The organism is Stenotrophomonas sp. KH_052 (assembly GCF_057838755.1).
Window position 1 is genome coordinate 3,968,384 of sequence record NZ_CM174475.1, and the last position, 20,656, is coordinate 3,989,039.

Below are 20,656 nucleotides of genomic sequence, written 5' to 3' on the forward strand. Positions count from 1 at the left end.
TCCGATGTCCGCAACTTCGTACTCCTGCCAGGCAAACGCATGACTTCCGCACCCCGCACCCTGTACGACAAACTGTGGGACGCCCACGTGGTGGTTCCCGAAACCGACAGCGCGCCTGCCGTGCTGTATATCGACCTGCACCTGATCCATGAAGTGACCTCGCCGCAGGCGTTCACCGAGCTGCGCGAGCGCGGCCTGGCGCCGCGTCGACCGGATCGCACCAAGGCGACGATGGACCACTCCACCCCGACCCTGCCTGCCGGTGCCGACGGCAAGCTGCCCTATGCCAGTGCCGCCTCCGAAGCCCAGGTCGCCACGCTCGCACGCAACTGCGCCGAACATGGCATCGAACTGTTCGACATGGCCTCGGACAATCGCGGCATCGTCCACGTGATCGCCCCTGAGCAGGGTTTCACCCAGCCGGGCATGACCATCGTCTGTGGTGACAGCCACACCTCCACCCACGGTGCATTCGGTTCGCTGGCCTTCGGCATCGGCACCAGTGAAGTCGGCCACGTACTGGCCACCCAGTGCCTGCTGCAGCGCAAGGCGAAGACCCTGGCGATCAGCGTCGATGGCGCTCTGGCACCCGGCGTTGGTGCCAAGGACGTGGTCCTGCACATCATCGGCGTGATCGGCGTCAACGGCGGCACCGGCCACGTGATCGAATTCCGTGGCAGCACCATCGAAGCGATGGACATGGAACAGCGCATGACCCTGTGCAACATGTCGATCGAGGCGGGCGCGCGCGCCGGCATGGTCGCGCCGGACCAGGTGACGTTCGATTTCGTCGCCGCCACTCCGCGCGGCCCCAAGGGCGCCGACTTCGATGCCGCCGTCGCGCGCTGGCAGCAGCTGCGCAGCGATGAAGGCGCACGCTTCGACAGCGAAGTGCACATCGACGCCGCCGATATCCGCCCGACGCTGACCTGGGGCACCCATCCCGGCACCGCCATTGCGGTGGATACGCCGATTCCGGCGGCCAACGATGCGGCCGCACAGAAGGGCCTGGACTACATGCACTTCGAGGCCGGCAAGGCGCTGGCCGGCACGCCGGTGGACGTGGTGTTCGTCGGCTCGTGCACCAACGGCCGCCTGAGCGACATGCGTGAAGTGGCGCAGGTGCTGCGTGGTCGTCGCGTCGCTGAGCGCGTGCGCATGCTGGTGGTGCCGGGCTCGGAGATCGTCAAGCGCGAGGCCGAGGCCGAAGGCATTCACGAGATCGTGCGTGCCGCCGGTGCCGAATGGCGCGAACCGGGCTGCTCGATGTGCATCGCCATGAACGGTGATCTGGTCGCCCCCGGCCAACTGGCCGTGAGCACCAGCAACCGCAACTTCGAAGGCCGCCAGGGGCCCGGTTCACGCACGCTGCTGGCTTCGCCGATGAGTGCGGCGTGGGCCGCGGTGAACGGGCACGTTGCCGATACCCGCGAACTGTTCGCGCAGGAGGTGGCCTGATGACCGGTTTCCGTACCCTGACCTCGTCCAGCGTGGTGCTGGCGCAGACCAACATCGACACCGACCAGATCATTCCGGCGCGGTTCCTGTCCACCACCGAGCGCGCCGGCCTCGGCCGCAACGCGTTCAATGACTGGCGCTGGCAGGCCGACGGTTCCCCGGTGGCCGACTTCGCCTTCAACCAGCCACACAACGCCGGCCGCAGCATCCTGCTGGCGGGCCGCAACTTCGGCTGCGGTTCCTCGCGCGAGCATGCACCATGGGCGCTGACCGACCTCGGCCTGCGTGCCATTGTCAGCAGCGAGATCGCCGACATTTTCCGTGGCAACTCGCTGAAGAACGGTCTGCTGCCGATCGTGCTGGACGAGGCCGACGTGCAGGCGCTGATGCAGCGCCCGGACGATGAACTGACCATCGACGTCGCCGCGCGCGAGCTGCGCACGCCTGACGGTCGCGTCTATTCCTTCCCGCTGGATGGCTTCTCGCAGACCTGCCTGCTGGAAGGCGTCGACCAGTTGGGGTATCTGTTGGGCCGTGTCCCTGAAATCGAACGTTACGAGAGTGAGCATGCACGCTGAGATCGTTGTACTCCCCGGTGATGGCATCGGCCCGGAAGTGGCCGCCGCTGCGGTTGCCGTCCTGAACGCCGTCGCCGAACGCTTCAACCACAGCTTCACCTTCAGCGAGCACGACATCGGTGGCATCGCCATCGATCGCCATGGCGAGCCGCTGCCGGCCGCCACCCTCACCGCCTGCCAGGCTGCCAACGCGGTGCTGCTGGGCGCGGTGGGTGGCCCGAAGTGGTCCGATCCGAATGCCAAGGTGCGCCCGGAACAGGGCCTGCTGGCGATCCGCAAGGCGCTGGGCCTGTACGCCAACCTGCGCCCGGTGCGCACTCATGAAGCCGCGCTGCACGCCTCGCCGATCAAGGCCGAGCTGCTGCAGGGCGTGGACTTCGTGGTGGTGCGCGAACTGACCGGCGGCATCTACTTCGGCGACAAGACACGCGACGCCGACAGTGCCAGCGACCTGTGCCGCTACACCGTGGCCGAGATCGAGCGCGTGCTGCGCAGTGCGTTCCGCCTGGCGCAGCAGCGCCGCGGCAAGGTCACCTCGGTGGACAAAGCCAACGTGCTGGAAACCTCGCGCCTGTGGCGTGACGTGGCTGCACGCATCGGCCGCGAGGAGTTCCCGGACGTTGCCCTGGAGCACCAGCTGGTCGATTCGATGGCGATGCACCTGCTGGCAAAGCCGCGCGAGTACGACGTGATCGTGACCGAGAACATGTTCGGCGACATCCTCACCGACGAAGCCTCGATGCTGGCCGGCTCGCTGGGCCTGCTGCCGTCGGCCTCGCTGGGCGAGCCCGGTGCGGTCGGCATCTACGAGCCGATCCATGGTTCGGCGCCGGACATCGCCGGCAAGGGCATCGCCAATCCCTACGCAACGATCTTCAGTGCAGCGATGCTGCTGCGCCATTCGCTGGGGCTGGAAGCAGAAGCCGCCGCGGTGGAAGCGGCCGTGCATGCGGTGCTGGACGATGGCGTGTTCACCGCAGACCTGACCGCGAAGGGTTCGGCCGTGAGCACCAAGCAGGCGACCGACGCGGTACTGACCAAGCTGGCATGAGCCACGCGGGTGCCGGAGCATATCCGGCACCCATTGCCTGTCCGTCGGTAACGCCGAGCCCTACCCGGCCTGCTGCGGGCTGCCCAGCAAGAGATCAACTCAGCGCGAAGGACCGCGCTCGTAGTCGCTGGCGCAACCGGCAACAACGCGGCCTTCGTCGGTGCGCATCACGATGTGTTGCGGGATCCAACTACCACCGCTGAAAGCAACCGGTGGCAACAAGCGCCGCCAGGCATCCTTGCCCACCGCGTGCGAGGTATCCATGCCGGCCTGGGCAAGCACTGGCGCCACCGCAGTGCCATCGAGATCCGCGCCAAAGAAACCACCGAACGCCAGCGCGATCGTGTGCGTGGAAACGCCGTACGCTTGGACGGGCGTCTGCAAACCGATCAGCAGCAGATGCAGCTCTTCATCGTCGACGGTGTAGTTCACCTCGTTGACCGAACGGACATCCTGCGGCCATTCGAACTGCGGCTGTTCGGAAAGCCGCTGCCAGAACGCCTGCAACCGGCGCATGCTGCCTTCGTCGGCGCGGCAGTGAATGGCATCCTGCAGGTCCTGGACGTCAACAGCCGGCACCTGACGTACGGCTGCCTTGCCATCTTTCGTGAAAGGTTTGCAGCCCAGTCGGTAGCTGTCGCGCGCGCTGCGTACGATGATCGATGTGGTGGGCGTCGACCATATCTCGAACGGCTCGTGCAGCGTGCTCGACTGCAGCTGCAGCCCGTATGCAGCGACGATGCGCTCGCGCTGCGCAGGGTCCAGCGCAACCGAGAACCCGAACCTGTCGGCGAACAGCTGCGGCGCGTCCAGGCCATGGGCGGTCACCGACTGCGGCGGCGTGACGACGGTCATCCGATGATCGTCATCCTCGTCCGTCTGCTCGAATCGCCAGTCGCGCAGATAATGCGGTCGTTCGGAAGCGTCGGCATAGCGAGCCTCGCGCAAGCGGTTGACGACGGCCTGCTGGACCTCCGCACTCGCGCTGCACTCAAGTACGTCCTGTAGATCGAGCCGGAACCGCAAGGCATCGTCATCTGTCGGTTGCGCATCGGCAACACCGCTGCTGGCAACCAGCAGCAGCGCCGAGGCACAGGTCGTGCGGAAGAACATGGCAGGCACTCCGGCCTTGGAACTGCGGCTATTGTGCCCGTGGACGCCCTGATTCTGTCCACTTGAGACAGGAAAAAACGTTGCCAACCTGTCGATGGTTGGGGACCAACAGTAGATCCATGCCATGCGTGGATGAGCGTATTGGAAGCCAGCACACACCATGCGCGGCGTGGATCTACTGCACGAACTGAACAGCATTACGCGCATGGCGCAGCGCTTCTCTACTTTGTGGTGTACCCACCATTGACCAGGATGGTCTGCCCGGTCATCCACCAGCCATCGGTGACCAGGAAGCGGATCCACGGCACGATGTCGGCGATGTCGGTCAGGCCGGTACGGGTGAAAGGCGACAGCGCCGCCGCGGTCTTGTGGTACGCCTGCGCATCGGCACTCTCGGCCGGATAGAAGAACGGCGTGTCCATCGGACCGGGGCCGATCGCCGTCACCGAGATACCGCGCTCACCGAATTCCTTCGACGCCGCACGGGTGAAATGCTCCACTGGCGCCTTGGTGCCGGCATAACTGGAATAGAACGGCGTGAACGCGCCCAGCAACGAGGTGACCAGGGTGCAGATGCGACCGCCGTCATTGACGTTTCGACCGGCTTCCTTGAGGAAGAAGAACGCGGACTTCGCATTGACCGCGCTCATCTCGTCGTACTCGGCTTCGCTGATCTCCAGCATCGGCTTCTTCAGCACTTTGCCGACGGTATTGATGGCGATGTCCGGCCGGCCGACTGCAGCCACGGCATCGGCGAACAAGCGCTCCATCGCTGCGGCCGAAGTCAGGTCGCCCTGCAGCGCCACCGCCTTGCTGCCAGCGGCCTGCACGGCGGCGACCGTTGCTTCCGCATCAGCCTGGGTGGCGGCACTGTTGTAGTGGATGACGATGGCCTTGGCGCCCTGGCTGGCAAAGTCGCGGGCCAGCAGCCCGCCCAGGTTCTTGGCACCGCCAGCGATCAGCACGGTCTTGCCCTTGAGGGAATGGTCAGTCATGGCTTGGTCTCGGGGAGGGGCTGCCCGGGATGGCAACCTGCCCTGATGACGATATCGTGCAGAAAATCCGGATAAAGCCCGCTACATTGACTTAACTTTCCAGAGTCAGCGAACAATGGACCGGATCGACCGCTTCCGTATCTTCACCCGGGTGGTGGAGAGCGCCAGCTTCACCCGCGCCGCCAACCAGCTCGGCCTGCCCCGCTCCACGGTATCGGCGGCCATCGCCGAACTGGAGCAGCGGCTCGGCACCCGCCTGCTGCAGCGATCGACCCGTCGGGTGTCCACCACCCATGATGGGGACGTGTTCCATGCCCGCTGCCTGCGCCTGATCGCCGAGGTTGAAGACGCCGAATCGCTGTTCCGCCAGGATGACGCGCAACCGATTGGCCTGCTGAAGATCGACGTGCCCAGCCGCATCGGCCGACGCATCATCGCCCCTGCCCTGCCGGATTTCTTTGCGCGCTACCCGCAGGTGGAACTGGACCTGGGCATGACCGATCGCGCGGTGAACCTGATCGAAGACGGCTGCGATGCCGTGCTGCGGGTTGGCCACCTGGGTGACTCCAGCCTGGTGGCACGCACGCTGGGCCAGCTCGACTTCGTCAACGTTGCTGCGCCCAGTTACCTGCGTGAGCACGGAGTGCCGCAGCATCCCGCGGATCTGCCGCAGCACCGCGCGGTGAACTATGCCTCACCAACAACGGCGCGGGTGGAACCGTGGGAATGGCAGGACGGCAGCCAGCTGCGCACGCAGCCGATGCCCGGCTGGGTACGGGTGAACAGCGCCGAGGCGTCGATTGCCTGTTGCGTGGCGGGGCTGGGGCTGCTGCAGATCCCGCGTTACGACGTGCAGGCGGAACTGCACGCCGGCGCACTGGTGGAAGTGATGCCGCAGTACGTGGCGCAACCGTTGCCGGTGACGTTGCTGCAACCGCATCGGCAGCATCGTGCGCAACGCGTGCAGGTGTTCATCGAATGGCTGCTGCCATTGCTGCGCACCGACCTGCAGCTGCAGTAGATCCACGCCATGCGTGGATGCTTCTGTAGAGTCGAGCCATGCTCGACTCATCCCATCATCGCGCGAAGAGCAGCCGAGCATGGCTCGGCTCTACAGAAAGCAGATCCCGCGAGCAGATCAATCCACGCCATGCGTGGATGTGCACATCGTGGATGGGGTCAGAGCCCTTTCCCAGCTGGAAAGGGATCCGACCCCGGCCGAAGAACCCGGGGCATCACGCCCCGGATTCGTCCGGCTTGACCCGGAACCATGCCGCGTACAACGCCGGCAGGAACACCAGGGTCAGCACGGTGCCCACGATCAGGCCACCCATGATCGAGATCGCCATCGAGCCATAGAACGCACTGCGCGACAGCGGAATCATCGCCAGCACGGCCGCCAGCGCAGTCAGCACGATCGGGCGGAAACGGCGCACCGTGGCATCGATGATCGAATGCCAGCGGTCATGCCCGGCATCGATATCCTGCTGGATCTGGTCGATCAGGATCACCGAGTTGCGCATGATCATGCCCGCCAGCGCGATCGTGCCCAGCAGCGCCACGAAGCCGAACGGCGCGCGGAACAGCAGCAGGAACAACGTCGCGCCAATGATGCCCAGTGGTGCGGTCACCAGCACCATCGCCGCACGCGAGAAACTACGCAGCTGCAGCATCAGCAGCGTGGCCACCACGATCAGGAACAACGGCATGCCGGCCTTGATCGAGTTCTGCCCACGGGCCGAATCCTCCACCGAGCCACCGGTTTCCAGCAGGTAGCCACTGGGCAGTTCGGCACGGATGCCGTCCAGCGTCGGTACGATCTGCTGCACCACGTCCAGCGCCTGCATGCCATCGCTGATGTCGGCACGCACGGTCACCGTCGGCAGGCGGTTGCGGTGCCAGATGATGCCGTCCTCGAAGGCGTATTCCAGCCGCGCGACCTGCGACAGCGTCACTGCCGTGCCACTGCTGGTGGGCATTGCCAGGCTGCCGATCAGGTCCAGCTGCGCGCGCTCGTTGTCCGGCCCACGCAGCAGCATCTCGATCTGGCGGTTGCCTTCGCGATAGGTGCTCACGCTCATGCCAGACAACGAACTGCTGAGGAACTGGCTGACCTGCGCGCTGCTGACGCCCAGCGCGCGTGCACGGTCCTGGTCGATCACCAGCCGCACCACTTTGCTCGGCTCGCTCCAGTCCAGATTGACGTTCATCACGTGCGGGTTCTCCCGCACCTTGGCCTCGACCTGGCGCGCGATCGCCTGCACCTGTGCGATGTGCTCGCCGGATACGCGCATCTGTACCGGGTAGCCGACCGGCGGGCCGTTCTCAAGCCGGGTCACGCGCATCTGCACGTCCGGGAACTGCTTGATCACGTCCTTCAGCATCCAGTCGCGGGTCGCCTCGCGGGCCTTGGCGTCTTCGGTGAGCACCACGAACTGGGCGAAGTTGGTCGCCGGCAGCTGCTGGTCCAGCGGCAGGTAGAAGCGCGGCGAACCGGTGCCGACGTAGGCCACGTAGTTGCTGATGCCCTCGCGCTGCTTCAGCAGCTTTTCCAGCTTGCTGGCCTGCGCCTGGGTGGCGGCCAGCGATGCGCCTTCGGCCAGTTCGATGTCCACCATCAGCTCAGGGCGGGTGGAATCGGGGAAGAACTGCTGCGGCACGAAGCGGAACAGCATCAGCGAGCCGATGAACAGCGCGATGGTCGCACCGATCACCCACCAGCGATGGCGCAGGCAGGTATCCAGGAAACCCCGGAAGCGGGTGTAGAACGGCCGCTGGTACGGATCATGGTCATGCGCATGCTCCTTCGGCGCGATCCAGCGCAAGAGCGCCGGGTGGCGGTCAGCCCACTGCAGGCGCTTGGCACGCCAGCGACCGGCCAGGCTGTCGGGCTTGGGCAGCTGCGGATTGAACAGGTCCGGCAGCATCTTGTCGCCCAGGTACGGAATGAACAGCACCGCTGCGATCCAGGACACTACCAGGGCGATGGTCACCACCTGGAACAGCGAACGGGTGTACTCACCGGTGCTCGAGGCCGCCGTTGCGATGGGCAGGAAGCCGGCCGCGGTGATCAGAGTGCCGGTCAGCATCGGGAAGGCCGTAGATTCCCAGGCAAAACTGGCCGCACGCAGGCGGTCGTAGCCCTGCTCCATCTTGGTGGCCATCATTTCCACCGCGATGATCGCATCGTCCACCAGCAGGCCCAGCGCCAGCACCAGCGCGCCCAGCGAGATCTTGTGCAGGCCGATGTCGAAGTAGTGCATGACGAAGAAGGTCATCGCCAGCACCAGTGGAATGGTCACGCCCACCACCAGACCGGTGCGCAGGCCCAGCGAGAAGAAGCTGACCAGCAGCACGATCACCACTGCTTCGGTCAGCACCTGCACGAACTCACCCACCGACTCTTCCACTGCGTGTGGCTGGTCGGACACCTTGCGCAGCTGCATGCCGGCCGGCAGGGTCTTCTGCAGGCGCTCGAACTCGGCATCCAGGGTGACGCCGAGCTTCAGGATGTCGCCGCCCTCCTTCATCGCCACCGCCAGGCCGATCGCATCCTGGCCCATGAAGCGCATCTTCGGCGAGGCAGGATCGGCAAAGCCACGCTTCACCTCGGCGATGTCGCCCAGGTGCAAGGTCCGTTCGCCCGCCTGGATCGGGAATTTGCGGATGTCTTCAATCGAATCGAACTGGCCGGTCACGCGCAGCTGCACGCGGTCGGTCGGGGTCTCGAAGAAGCTGGTGGCAGTCACCGCGTTCTGGTCGGCCAACGCCTGCTGCACCTGCTGCAGCGACACGCCCAGCGTGGCCAGCTTGGTGTTGGACAGTTCGATCCAGACTTTCTCGTCCTGCAGGCCGATCAGGTCGATCTTGCCGACGTCAGGCACGCGCTGCAGTTCCAGCTGGATACGGTCGGCGTAATCGCGCATCACCGCGTAATCGAAGCCTTCGCCGGTCAGCGCATAGATGTTGCCGAAGGTATCGCCGAACTCATCGTTGTAGAACGGCCCGACGATCTCGCGCGGCAGCGTCGCCTTGATGTCACCCACGCGCTTGCGCACCTGGTACCAGAGGTCGGGAATCTGCTTGGAACGCAGGCTGTCGCGGGCCATGAAGATCACCTGCGACTCGCCCGGGCGCGAGTACGAGCGGATGAACTCGTACTCGCCGGTGTTCATCAGCGCCTTCTCGATCGGCTCGGTCACCTGCCGCGAGACCTGCTCGGCGGTGGCGCCAGGCCACATCGTGCGTACCACCATCGCCTTGAAGGTGAAGGGTGGATCTTCAGACTGGCCCAGGTGCTTGTAGGACCAGGCGCCGATGACGGCGAAGGCCAGCATCGCAAACAGCACCAGCGGGCGATTGCCCAGCGCCCATTCGGAGAGGTTGAAGCGGCGCACGGATCAGTGCCCCTTGCCTGCGGCCGGCGCAGCGGCCGGCGTGGCCGCCGGTGCCAGCACCGGACGATTCTGGCGGTCGACCGGCGTCACCACCTGGCCTTCGCGCAGCAGATGGCCACCGGCAGCCACCACCCAGTCACCCGCGGCCACGCCGGACAGCACCGGCACCGCCTGCGCACCATAGGCACCGACCGTCACCGGGGTGGCCTTCAACGCACCATTGGACGGATTGACCACCCACACGCTGGCCTTGCCATCACTGCCGCGCAGCACCGAGCCGAGCGGCAGCTGCAGGGTACCATTGCGGCCAGCGGCGGCGAACACCCGCGCGCTCTGGCCCAGTTCCACTTCGCTCAAGGCTTCCGGCGCCAGGCTGACCCGCGTGGCATAGGTGCGTGCCTGCGCATCGGCGGCCGGCGCGATCTCGCGCAGGGTGCCCGGCAGCAGCTGGCCCGGGCGGTTCCACAGTTCCACCTGCACCGGCTGCCCGACCTTGTAATCACGGATGTTGCTTTCCGGCAGCGCGATCAGCACTTCGCGGCCACCATCTGCGGCCAGGGTGAACACCGTCTGCCCGGCACTGACCACCTGCCCGGCTTCGGCCTGGCGGCTGGCGATCACGCCGTCGGCCGGCGCGCGCAGCTGCGCGTACTCGGCCTGGTTGCGGGCCACCGCCAGGTTGGCGCGGGCGGCATTGGCCTGGCCCTGCGCGGCCTTGAACGCAGCGGTCTGCTGGTCCAGCGCCGAGCGGCTGACCAGCTGGTCCTCGGCCAGCTTGGCGTAGCGCTTCTGGTCATCGCGGGCGCGTACCAGGTCGGCTTCCGCCGCCGCCAGCTGCGCCTGCGAGGCGGCTGCCTGCGAGGCGTAGTCGGCCACGTCCAGCTCGGCCAGCAGCTGGCCCTTCTTCACGCGTTGCCCAGCGTCGACATGACGCTTGATCAGGTTGCCGCCGACCCGGAACGACAGCGGGCTCTCCTGGCGGGCGCGTACCTCGCCGGGGTAGGCCGCCGGCGCCTGTCCGTCCTGCGTGGTGGGATGTACCACCAGCACCGGAATGGCCGCCACCGGCTCGGCGGCCTGCCTGCCACAAGCCGCCACTACCACCGCCAGCACGCCAACACCCAACCAACGCATGTTCTTCATGAGGTACAAGACCTGAAAAGGGGATCCGGGGGAACGCGCCGGCAACATACTGTTGCGACACGGACATTAGTGAACCAGTCGGTATAGTATAAATATCGAACCGCTTGGTCTAGTATTGTCGTGATGAGTTCTCCCACTTCCCGCAAGCCGTCGGCCAAGCCCGCTGCCAAGGCCGCCGGACCCGGGCGCCCCAAGGACCTCGGCAAGCGCGCGGCGATCCTTGAAGCAGCCAAGGCACTGTTCATCGAACAGGGCTATACCGGCGTGAGCATGGACACCATCGCCGCTCAGGCCGGCGTCTCGAAGCTGACCGTGTACAGCCACTTCGGCGACAAGGAGACCCTGTTCTCCGAGGCCGTGCAGTCAAAATGCATTGAAATGCTGCCTGACGCGCTGTTCGTGGCCGACGCGGACGGACCGTTGCGCGACCAGCTGATCGGCATCGGCCTGGCCTTCTTCGAGTTGATCACCTCCGACGCGGCGATCTCCATCCAGCGCATGATGATGGCGCCGGAAACCGATGAGCGCCTGCGCGAGCTGTTCTGGCAGGCCGGCCCGGAGCGCACCTGCGAGGCCCTGGCCGACTTCCTGCGCGCGCGCGGCGCGCGCGGCGAACTGGACATCCCCGACTATTACCTGGCTGGCCAGCAGTTCCTGACCCTGGTCAAGGGCGAAGTGCACATGCATATGATGTGCGGCATGCCACTGTCACCGGTGGAATGCGACCCTCTCACCCACGTGACCGCCAGCATCGACTTCTTCCTGCGCGCCTACGCGCCAAGAGGGCCCGGGACGGCCGGATAACCAAAACTGAACGAACCGGAGGTCGCGATGACTTCCGGCACTGCGACCCCGGCCACCCGGCAGCTGATGCTCTGGGCGCGCCGCCGGCCTCCGGCACCGGTAAAATGGCCGGCCCACTGCGCTGGATTTGAACCTCATGACGATTGATTACGCCCACGCCCGCGAACTGATGGTGGAACAGCAGATCCGTCCCTGGGACGTGCTGGACATCAAGGTGCTCGACGTCCTGGCCCGCCTGCCGCGCGAGGCCTTCGTCGCCGACGCGCACCGGGCGCTGGCCTACGCCGATGTTGAACTGCCGATCGGCCATGGCCAGAAGATGATGAAGCCGGTCATCGAGGGCCGTACCCTGCAGGCACTGGACCTGCAGCCGGGTGACGAAGTGCTGGAAATCGGCACCGGCAGCGGCTTCCTGTCGGCCTGCATCGGCGCGCTGGCGCGCGACGTGCTGAGCCTGGAGATCGACCCGGAGCTGGCTGCCGCCGCACGTGCGCGCCTGGATGCTTCCGGCCTGGGCACCAACGTCCGCGTGGAAGTGGCCGACGCCCTGGCCTGGCAGACCGAACGCCGCTTTGACGTGATCTGTGTCACTGGTGCCGTCGACGTGGTGCCGTCACAGTTCGCATCGTGGCTGCGTCCAGGTGGTCGCCTGTTCGTGATCCATGGCCGTTCGCCGGCAATGGAGGCCCTGCTGGTCAAGGCCGACGGCAGCAGCGAGTCCCTGTTCGAGACCGATATCGATTACCTGCGCGGTGCCGCCCCGGCACCCCAGTTCCACCTCTGAGTCCAAGGAAGCCGCAATGATCCGCCGATCCCTCGCTGTTGCGCTGGCCACTGCCCTGCTGCCGTTGTCCGCCCATGCCGCCGACCTGCTGCAGGTCTATGAAATGGCGCGCAACGGCGATCCGCAGCTGTCCGCCGCCGAATCGACCCGGCTGGTCGACAAGGAAGGCGCCGTGCAGGCACGTGCCGCCCTGCTGCCGCAGCTCACCGGCCAGGCCCAGCTGACCCGTTCGCGTTCGGAGGCCAATGCCGATGCCAACTCCGGCACGGTCTCCAGCAGGCGCCGCAATTACACGGTCGAGGGCAGCCAGACGCTGTTCAACTGGACCCAGATCAACAACCTGCGTTCGCAGCGCGAACTGAGCAAGGCGGCGGATTTCACCCTGGATTCGGCCAACGACAGCCTGATCGTGCGCACCTCGGCGGCCTACTTCAACGTGCTGGTGGCGATCGAATCGCTGAACGCCGCGCAGACCAATGAAGCGGCCGCGAAGAAGCAGTTCGACTTCGCCGACAAGCGCCTGGAAGTGGGCCTGGCGCCGATCACCGACGTGCACGAAGCACGTGCCCAGTACGACCAGGCACGTGCCAACAGCATCGTTGCGCAGAACACCCTGGCCGATAACTACCAGGCGCTGACCGAACTGACCGGCCAGCCGGTGGTAAACCTGCGCGGCCTGCCGGCGGACTTCCGCCCGGAAGTGCCGGCCAACCGCGGCAACATCGATGAGCTGGTGCACCAGGCCACCACCGGGAATCCGGCACTGAAGGCACAGGAACTGAAGGTCAGCGCTGCCGAGGCCGGCGTGCAGGCCGCACGTGGTGGCCACTACCCGACCCTGTCGCTGGGCGGCAGCTGGGGCAAGAGCGCGACCTGGGGTGACAGCACCGGTGCAGGCTCGTTGTCGCCGGATGCACGCACCAACAGCATCGGGCTGACCCTGAGCGTGCCGATCTTCGCCGGTGGTGCCACCCAGTCCGGCGTGCGCCAGGCGCTGGCCCAGCGCGACATCGCCCAGGACGGCTACGAGCAGCAGAAGCGCGCCCTGGACCGCAACACCCGCAATGCCTACCAGACCCTGGTGCAGGGCATCAGCGAAGTGGAAGCCCGCCGCCTGGCGGTGGTCTCGGCGCAGAGCGCGTACGACGCGTCGCAGGTCGGCCTGGAAGTCGGTACCCGTACCGTGCTGGACGTGATCCAGAACCAGCGCATCCTGTTCTCGGCGCAGCTGGACTATGCGCAGGCCCGCTACACCTTCCTGCAGAACCGCCTGCTGCTGAGCCAGTCGCTGGGCGCGCTGGACGTGGCCGAGCTGCAGGACGTCAACCGTCTGCTGACCCAGGACGCAGGCAACCCGGCAACGACCACGAACTGAGTCGTCGTCCTGCCGGCAACGAAGAAGCCACCCACGAGGGTGGCTTTTTTGTGGACGCCGCATGCGCACGCAATCACGCATGACGCAGAACTACCGCGCATCAGCCGGGCCATGCGCGCAGCTGCAGCACCGCCGACAGCAGGCACAGTGCCGCCGCCAAGGGCGCCAGCACCGGCATCGTCAACGACCATCGTGAGCCGTGCGACACCTCCACGCATTCCCGCGTGCGCAGTGCCCCAAGGCACAGCGCTGCCGTCACCAGCAGGGCGGCCGGGCCAGGCAGCACCGGCAGCCACCCCATCGGCACGCATAGCGCCAACAAGGCCGAGAGCAGAACAACGACCACGGTCGCCAGCGTTTTCCTGGGCCCATGCTTCTCTTTGCATGCCACGGACCACATCCCCATTGCCAGATGTGCGGCCAGCAACACCAGCACCAGTAGCAGCGCCGCCAATCCGGCCATGCCGGCCAAAGGCAGCAGCGGCAGCAGCCACTGCAGTTCCGGATGGCCTTGCAGTGCCACCGACAACGGACGCGGGCTGGCCAGCGCCGGGAATGCGACCAGCCCCGCCTGCAGCGCAGCCAGCAGGATCAACAGCAGCATGGCCAGCAACACCATCGCTGCCAGCACCCTGGATTGCTGCGATACCGTTCGCAGGCGCAGGCCGGGAAAGCCCAGCGCCAGCCCTGCGCTGGCAAACACGCCCAGCAACGACACGCTCGCGGCAAGTACGCCGCCCAGCCCGAAGTGATAGGGCGCGGTTGCCTCTGGCAACCACGGAATCCAATGGGCGTAGTCCACATGCCGCGCCGCCAGCGCCAGCAGCAGCACGCCGATACCGATCTTCACCGTCAGCAGTGCGCAGACCAGCAGTGCGGCACGCCGCGGCGGCAACACCGCGAACATTCCCAACAGCAGCAGGCCTGCTGCCGCCAGCAACGGGCCCGGCAGCCAGCTGTCCGCGCTGATGCCGCGGCTGGCCAGCACCGCATGTAGATGCAGGGCAGCGGACTGCGCGACGCCTGCTGCCGTCGCCACCAGTTCCAGCAGCAGTACGGCGCCCAGCAAGCCGGCGAGGCCCCTGCCCCAGCTTGCAACCAGCAGCCCGTGCAGGCCATCCACGCCTGGCCATTGCTGGCGCACGACCTGCACGCAGCACAGCACCAGTCCGGCAGCCAACGCGGCCAGCAGCAGACTGAGCACGATGGCTGGACCGGCCTGGACAGCGGTGTACTGGCCGACCCGCGCCACCACATTTCCTCCCAGCAGCAGCGTCAGCGCAACCACCGCCAGATGTTCCTTCCCGGGATGCAGTCCGCCGACGCCATCCCTGCTGCTGCCGCCATCCATCGCAAGTCCTCTTGATATGCGCCCACATGCGGGCGACCGCAGGCTGGCAGCCCACGCCAAGAGGCGGTATCAGATTCCGTGCGATCTATGCCGCGATGTGATCGCAGGCACGCTGCCTTCTACGCAAACGGTCCGGCGACGACAGGAATCTGGCCGCTAAGCAGAATTGATGCAGTCGTTCGCGACAGCGAGACCGCGGGCGTAGGCACAACCCTAGCGACGAGGCGGCGGCAGGTGCGGCGCAACCAGCGCCAGCGTGCGCTGCAATGCGCCGCGACCGTTGCTGACCAACGTGCACCCTGCACGCGCCATGTCTTCGCGCGCCTGCGCGCTGTCGAGCAGATGCAGCAGCAGATCACCGACCGCCTGCACGTCCTCGCCGATCAGCAACGCACCGGCCTCGCGCATGCGTCGCGAGATCTCGGCGAAGTTGTGCAGGTGCGGACCGGTTACCGCTGCGGTGCCCATCGCCGCTGGTTCCAGCAGGTTGTGGCCGCCGATCGGCTGCAGGCTGCCGCCGACGAACGCGACCTGTGCGCAGGCATAGAACGGCATCAGCTCGCCCAGGGTGTCGATGACGAACACATCGGTATCGGCATCGGGCCACTGCTTCGCGCGACGGGTCGCCACGTTCCAGCCCTGTTCGCGCGCCAGCGCCTCCACCTTCGGGAAGCGCTCGGGATGCCGTGGCGCCCACAGCAGCAACAGGCCGGGGTGCTGCTGGCGCAGGCGTCGGTGCAGGTCGATCACCGCCTGTTCTTCGCCGTCATGGGTGCTGGCCGCGATCCACACCGGGCGCCCGGCCGCAACCCGCGCATGGAACTGTTCGACAAAGCCCTGTACGTCCGGCGTGGCGATATCGAACTTCAGATTGCCCAGCGCCTGCACCTGTTCCGGCACGGCACCCAGCTGCACGAAGCGCTCGGCATCGTCCTGCGACTGTGCGGCAACGCAGGTGACGGTGCGCAGCGCGCGGCGGATCAGTGCGGCCAGCAAGCGGTAGCCTCGCAACGAGCGCGCGGACAGGCGGGCATTGAGGATATAGACCGGGATGCGACGGTCGCGGCAGCCGAACAGCATGTTCGGCCACAGCTCGGTTTCCAGGATCAGTGCCAGGCTGGGCTGGAAATGGCCGAGGAAGCGGTTGACGCTGCCCGGTACGTCGTACGGCAGGTAGACGTGGTCCAGCGCGTCTCCCCACAGTGCGCGCACGCGCTCCGAACCGGTCGGGGTGATGGTGGTGATGACCCAGCGGATGTCCGGGCGCTGCTGGCGCAGGGCGTTCACCAACGGGGCGGCAGCGTTGACCTCGCCCACCGAGACTGCGTGCAGCCAGACCCTCGGCTGGCCGGTCGGCTGCGGATACGAGGCATAACGCTCGTCCCAGCGCCGGAAGTATTCACGGACCCGGAAACCGCGCCAGACCAGGTGGTACACGGTGATCGGCAGCAGGATGTAGAGCACGGCCGAGTACAGGCCGCGCAGGATCCATTCGACAGGGTCTTTACGCATGCGGCAAGGATACGGGAGCCCCCCGGGAAAGACACGCAGCCGGGTTGGTAGAATGGCGCCATGTCCGATGCCACCACCGCCGTCCGCCCGTCGCTGCGCGATCCCCGCAACTGGCCGATGTTCGCCGCCATGCTCGGCGCCTTCGCCATCGCCCGCCTGCCGTGGATGCTGCAGCGTGCGCTGGGCCGTGGCGTCGGCTGGATCAGCTGGCGCCTGCTCGGCAGCCGCCGCCGCGCCGCCGAAGTCAACCTCAAACTGTGCTTCCCGGAAAAGGACGAGGCCTGGCGACAGCGCCTGGTCCGCGACAGCTTCGACGCACTGGGCGTGGGCGTACTCGAGTGCATCCGCGCCTGGTGGGGCAGCATCGACCGCATCCGCCCGCAGGTGCAGATCGAGGGTCTGGAACATCTGCGGCAGATGCAGGCCGAGGGCCGTGGCGTGCTGCTGGTCTCCGGCCACTTCATGACGCTGGAGATGTGCGGCCGCCTGCTGTGCGACTACGTTGACCTGTCGGGCATGTACCGCAAGCACAAGAATCCGGTATACGAGTGGGCGGTGAAGTTCGGTCGCCTGCGCTATGCCAAGGCGATGTACGCCAACGAGGACATCCGCGCCACGGTGCGCCACCTGAAGAAGGGCGGCTTCCTCTGGTACGCGCCGGACCAGGACATGCGCGGCAAGGACACCGTGTTCGTGCCGTTCTTCGGCCATACCGCATCCACCATTACCGCCACCCACCAGCTGGCACGGATGACCGGCTGTGCGGTGATCCCGTATTTCCACCGCCGCGAAGGCGGGAAGTACTTCCTGAAGATCGGCGCGCCGCTGGAGAATTTTCCCAGCGAGGATGTGGAAGCCGATACCACGCGGGTCAACCAGGCCATCGAAGCGATGGTGCGCGAAGCCCCCGACCAGTACCTGTGGATCCATCGGCGGTTCAAGCGCCAGCCTGGCGGGCGGAGCGATTTCTACAAATAACCGGATGCCGTGGAAGGGCCGGCGTGCTCATGGTAGTCGCCAACCTTGGTTGGCGCCGATGAACCGAGGCCGGTCCCGAAGAGCCAACCAAGGTTGGCAACTACTGCATCGGCGGAGATTCATCCGATTCGCGGGCCAGCAGGCTGCCGGCGAACAATGCGGCCAACAACACGGTCAGTCCACCCCAGAACGCGGAATAGAACGCGAGGTGGGTGTTGAGCGGAAACACCGTGACCGCCAGCGCCAGCATTGCCGGGCGCGCTCGCTCGCGGGCGGCGGTGGGCGCGAAGCGCCACGCACGCCAGGCCTGGGCGACCGCGGCCAACCACAGCAGCAGGCCGAGAACGCCGGTTTCAGCAAGGATTTCCAGCACGATCTGGTGGGCATGCAAGGCCGGAGCATTGCCCCACACCGCAGGGCCCTCCTCAGCCACGCAGTCCGGATAGGCATCGCGGAAGCCACGCGCGCCGACTCCGTTGATCGGATGCGCCTCGATCATGCAGGCGGCGGCTTCCCAGATCCTTGCACGCCCGGACAGCGCTTCGTCGACGCCACGCTCGCCTCCATCCCAGGCCATCGCGGTACGCGCGAAGCGTTCGCGAAGCTGTGGCACGCTGGCGGTCAGCGCGCCCGCTCCGAGAACCGCGAGCAGCGCGAGCAAAGCCAACCGCTTCCAGCCGAACTGGCGCACGCCGCTGTAGGCCAGCACCAGCGCGAAAGTGATCCATGACGCGCGAGAGCCGGCCAGCAGCAGCACGCTGCCCAGCGCCGCCGCTGCCAACACCCAGCCCAGGTTACCGAAGCGGCGCGCTACCGGCAGCAACAGGAACGGCGACAGGCTGGCCAGCACCTGGCCGAACTTCAGGTTGCACGGACCCAGTGCGCCACTGAGGCGGTCAGCCAGCGCGGCCTCGTCGGCCGGACACAACGCGTGGCCGCTCACGGCCAGCTTCAGGTGTTCCAGCGACCAGAACCACGGGCTGGTGCCGGCGGCTGCCTGCACCAGCGCATCCAGCGTCCAGGCAGCGGTGATCAGCGCCAGCCCGCCGAAGGTCAGCCGTCGCCGCTCCGGCGTGGCCACGGCAATCGCCACCAGCCACATGAAGGGCAAATAGCGCAGGCCGGCGGCGGCCTTGGTCCACGACGCCCCCGGATCGATGGCATCGAACGCGGAAAACGCCTGCGGCAGCCAATAGCCGAGGAACAGGATCGAGGTCAGCGCCCACGCCGCCGTGCTCAACAGGTGCGGGCGGCGCTGCAGCCGACGCATGACCATGCGCGCGGCAGCATAGAGCGCGCCAAGTCCGAGCACGGTTTCGGCGATGCCCGGCAACGGCCACATCGCCACGTACGCCAGCACCCACCAGGGCGCCCAGCGCCCGGCGCGGTCGTCGCGCACGATGACGGCAGGATCAGCCAGCGAGGTCGGCATAGAGGCGGAGGGTATCGCGCTGCATGGCCTGCAGGGTAAACGGGATGCGGGTCGGCAAGGACGGCGGCTGCGCCAGCAGGGCCAGCGCGCGTTCACCCAGTGCGCGCGCATCACCGAGCGGCACCGCGCCGCTGGGCTGCAGCTGACGCAGCAGTTCGCCGACGCCGCCATGGTCCCAGCCCAGTACCGCGCGACCGACCGACAACGCCTCGACCACGGTGCGGCCGAATGCTTCGGGCTTGTCCGACAGCTGCAGCACCAGGTCGCTGGCGGCATAGGCCTGGGCGATGCGCGCGGTCGGCGTGCTGATCTGCACCGCGTCGGCGATGCCCAGCGCCGCCGCCTGCCTGCGCAGATCAGCCACGTAGGCTTCGCGGCCGGGTTCGTCGGTGCCCAGCATCCACAGCTGCGCTGCCACACCGGTGGCGCGCACGTCAGCCAGCAGCTGCAGCGCGTGTGCGTGGCCCTTCAGGCGGGTGCCCCGCCCCGGCAGCAGCAGCAGCGGCCCTTCAACCTGGGCCAGCCACGGGTAATCCGCGGCCAGCGCCAGCCGCGGACGGCGATCAGCACGCGCCACGCGCGGGAACTGGCCGACATCGACGCCGCGCGGAATCACCTGCAGCCTCGCTTCGGGAACCGTCGGATAGTGCCGATGCACATAGTCGCGCACAGTGTTGGACACGCAGATCACGCGTTCACCGCTGGTCATCACCGCGCTGTAGCGACTGGGCGAATTCAGGCCGTGCACGGTAGTCACCCAGTGCGGGCGCTGCGCGGCAGGCATGGCACGGATCGCGTACAGGCCCAGCCAGGCCGGCAACCGCGAACGGGCATGCACGATATCCGCACCGACCTCGGTGAACAGGCGACGCAGGGTCGGCAGGTGACGCAGGGTCAGCAGCGACTTGCGGCCGATATCGAGGGTGAGATGCTCGGCACCACTATCGAGCAGCGGCTGTACCAGGCGACCGCCAGCGGACACCACCAGCGCGCGATGGCCGGCAGCCACCAGCGCCGCAGCAATTTCAAGGGTCGAGCGCTCGACACCGCCGGAGTGCAGCGCCGGCAGCAACTGCACCACGGTCAATCGGCGCATCGATCGAAGGCCTGCTTAGTCGGCCAGCACGAACACGGAGCCGCAGTACGCGCACTTCGCTTCGCCGTTGGGCTCGTCTTCGATCGGCAGGTACACGCGCGGATGCGAGTTCCACAGCGCCATTTCCGGCGTCGGGCAGCTCAGCGGCAGATCGCTGCGGTGCACGGTGTAGCGCTTTTCGGCGTTGGCGGGCGCGGTGGCGGTATGGCTCATGGCGGATGTCGATGAACGGGTTGCGAGGCCTGCGATTCTAGCATCCGGGCTGCCCTGACATTGCGCCGCAACAGGTCTTTGCGCGTACCGGGCCGATTCCCTGCGGCCTTGCATGCCGCCTCGGGACGGGGTGCCGGTGGAAATTCCCGACCGATCCTGCAGGTTCATGCCGAAAATCGGCCGACAGCGATATTTCCCGCATTTGGATCGAACTAAATGGCACTTGTCAGGCCGCGATGGCTGTTGCAGGATCGGGCCAGGTCGTAACCCGACCTGCTCAATCCGACCCGATCGCATGGCCCGCCCCCACCGGACCAGCATCGCCTCTACCACTGCCAGCCTGGCGGGCGGAGCGATGCTGCCTGTGGTGTCTGCC

At 66.7% G+C, this 20,656-nt stretch carries 17 protein-coding genes; 8 read left to right on the forward strand and 9 right to left on the reverse strand.

The features are described 5' to 3' along the window. The first annotated feature begins 39 nt into the window (after positions 1 to 39). From leuC to leuB, 3 genes are read left to right on the forward strand one after another with little or no spacing between them, the layout of a single operon-like run. Positions 40 to 1,458: a 3-isopropylmalate dehydratase large subunit gene (leuC, locus tag AC3ITW_RS18190; protein WP_006390725.1), complete on the forward strand. Its 1,419-nt coding sequence runs from the start codon at positions 40 to 42 to the stop codon at positions 1,456 to 1,458. After that, positions 1,458 to 2,036, forward strand: coding sequence for a 3-isopropylmalate dehydratase small subunit (gene leuD, locus AC3ITW_RS18195; protein ID WP_313204755.1), 579 nt, complete (start codon positions 1,458 to 1,460; stop codon positions 2,034 to 2,036). Before leuC ends, leuD begins: the two co-directional genes overlap by 1 nt. Then, complete coding sequence (gene leuB, locus AC3ITW_RS18200) at positions 2,026 to 3,087, forward strand: 3-isopropylmalate dehydrogenase (protein WP_100435219.1); 1,062 nt, start codon at positions 2,026 to 2,028, stop codon at positions 3,085 to 3,087. Before leuD ends, leuB begins: the two co-directional genes overlap by 11 nt. Positions 3,088 to 3,186: 99 nt before the next feature. Here leuB and AC3ITW_RS18205 read toward each other — a convergent pair whose 3' ends face one another. Next, positions 3,187 to 4,200 (reverse strand): hypothetical protein, encoded by a 1,014-nt coding sequence (locus tag AC3ITW_RS18205; protein WP_489389817.1) that lies wholly within the window; start codon positions 4,198 to 4,200, stop codon positions 3,187 to 3,189. Positions 4,201 to 4,421: 221 nt separating this feature from the next. Beyond that, complete coding sequence (locus AC3ITW_RS18210) at positions 4,422 to 5,195, reverse strand: SDR family oxidoreductase (protein ID WP_100435221.1); 774 nt, start codon at positions 5,193 to 5,195, stop codon at positions 4,422 to 4,424. Between the two features lie 115 nt (positions 5,196 to 5,310). On the opposite strand from AC3ITW_RS18210, the gene AC3ITW_RS18215 reads away from it, so the two are divergent. Continuing rightward, a complete protein-coding gene (locus AC3ITW_RS18215; RefSeq protein ID WP_489389818.1) occupies positions 5,311 to 6,216 on the forward strand; it encodes a LysR family transcriptional regulator in 906 nt (301 codons plus the stop codon). Between the two features lie 214 nt (positions 6,217 to 6,430). On the opposite strand, the gene AC3ITW_RS18220 is transcribed toward AC3ITW_RS18215, so the two are convergent. Continuing rightward, entirely contained in the window at positions 6,431 to 9,592 is a 3,162-nt protein-coding gene (locus AC3ITW_RS18220; RefSeq protein WP_489389819.1) for an efflux RND transporter permease subunit, read from the reverse strand. A 3-nt stretch (positions 9,593 to 9,595) separates the two neighbouring features. After that, positions 9,596 to 10,735: an efflux RND transporter periplasmic adaptor subunit gene (locus AC3ITW_RS18225; protein WP_012512046.1), complete on the reverse strand. Its 1,140-nt coding sequence runs from the start codon at positions 10,733 to 10,735 to the stop codon at positions 9,596 to 9,598. Positions 10,736 to 10,858: 123 nt separating this feature from the next. Between AC3ITW_RS18225 and AC3ITW_RS18230 the strand changes: the two genes are divergently transcribed. The 3 genes from AC3ITW_RS18230 (at position 10,859) to AC3ITW_RS18240 (ending at position 13,698) form a co-directional block, all read left to right on the forward strand. Beyond that, positions 10,859 to 11,539, forward strand: coding sequence for a TetR/AcrR family transcriptional regulator (locus AC3ITW_RS18230; protein WP_006390982.1), 681 nt, complete (start codon positions 10,859 to 10,861; stop codon positions 11,537 to 11,539). 136 nt (positions 11,540 to 11,675) lie between these two features. Further along, on the forward strand, positions 11,676 to 12,323 hold the full coding sequence (locus AC3ITW_RS18235; RefSeq protein WP_006390984.1) for a protein-L-isoaspartate O-methyltransferase family protein: 648 nt from the start codon (positions 11,676 to 11,678) through the stop codon (positions 12,321 to 12,323). Between the two features lie 16 nt (positions 12,324 to 12,339). Beyond that, positions 12,340 to 13,698, forward strand: a complete 1,359-nt coding sequence (locus AC3ITW_RS18240; protein ID WP_006390986.1) for a TolC family outer membrane protein — start codon at positions 12,340 to 12,342, stop codon at positions 13,696 to 13,698. A gap of 100 nt (positions 13,699 to 13,798) precedes the next feature. Here the strand turns inward: AC3ITW_RS18240 and AC3ITW_RS18245 are convergent, their stop codons facing one another. Continuing rightward, complete coding sequence (locus AC3ITW_RS18245; protein ID WP_489389820.1) at positions 13,799 to 15,049, reverse strand: amino acid transporter; 1,251 nt, start codon at positions 15,047 to 15,049, stop codon at positions 13,799 to 13,801. Positions 15,050 to 15,262: 213 nt separating this feature from the next. Beyond that, entirely contained in the window at positions 15,263 to 16,561 is a 1,299-nt protein-coding gene (gene waaA / locus AC3ITW_RS18250) for a lipid IV(A) 3-deoxy-D-manno-octulosonic acid transferase (protein ID WP_012512050.1), read from the reverse strand. A 60-nt stretch (positions 16,562 to 16,621) separates the two neighbouring features. Between waaA and AC3ITW_RS18255 the strand changes: the two genes are divergently transcribed. Then, entirely contained in the window at positions 16,622 to 17,539 is a 918-nt protein-coding gene (locus AC3ITW_RS18255) for an LpxL/LpxP family Kdo(2)-lipid IV(A) lauroyl/palmitoleoyl acyltransferase (protein WP_006390992.1), read from the forward strand. A gap of 100 nt (positions 17,540 to 17,639) precedes the next feature. Here AC3ITW_RS18255 and AC3ITW_RS18260 read toward each other — a convergent pair whose 3' ends face one another. From AC3ITW_RS18260 to AC3ITW_RS18270, 3 genes are read right to left on the reverse strand one after another with little or no spacing between them, the layout of a single operon-like run. After that, a complete protein-coding gene (locus AC3ITW_RS18260; RefSeq protein WP_100435225.1) occupies positions 17,640 to 18,971 on the reverse strand; it encodes an O-antigen ligase family protein in 1,332 nt (443 codons plus the stop codon). Beyond that, positions 18,952 to 20,067 carry a glycosyltransferase gene (locus tag AC3ITW_RS18265; protein WP_489389821.1) on the reverse strand — a complete coding sequence of 372 codons (1,116 nt, stop codon included), beginning with the start codon at positions 20,065 to 20,067 and terminating at the stop codon, positions 18,952 to 18,954. The genes AC3ITW_RS18260 and AC3ITW_RS18265 overlap by 20 nt, the downstream gene beginning before the upstream one ends. A 15-nt stretch (positions 20,068 to 20,082) precedes the next feature. Further along, positions 20,083 to 20,280, reverse strand: coding sequence for a zinc-finger domain-containing protein (locus AC3ITW_RS18270; RefSeq protein WP_012512052.1), 198 nt, complete (start codon positions 20,278 to 20,280; stop codon positions 20,083 to 20,085). Positions 20,281 to 20,656: the final 376 nt, after the last annotated feature.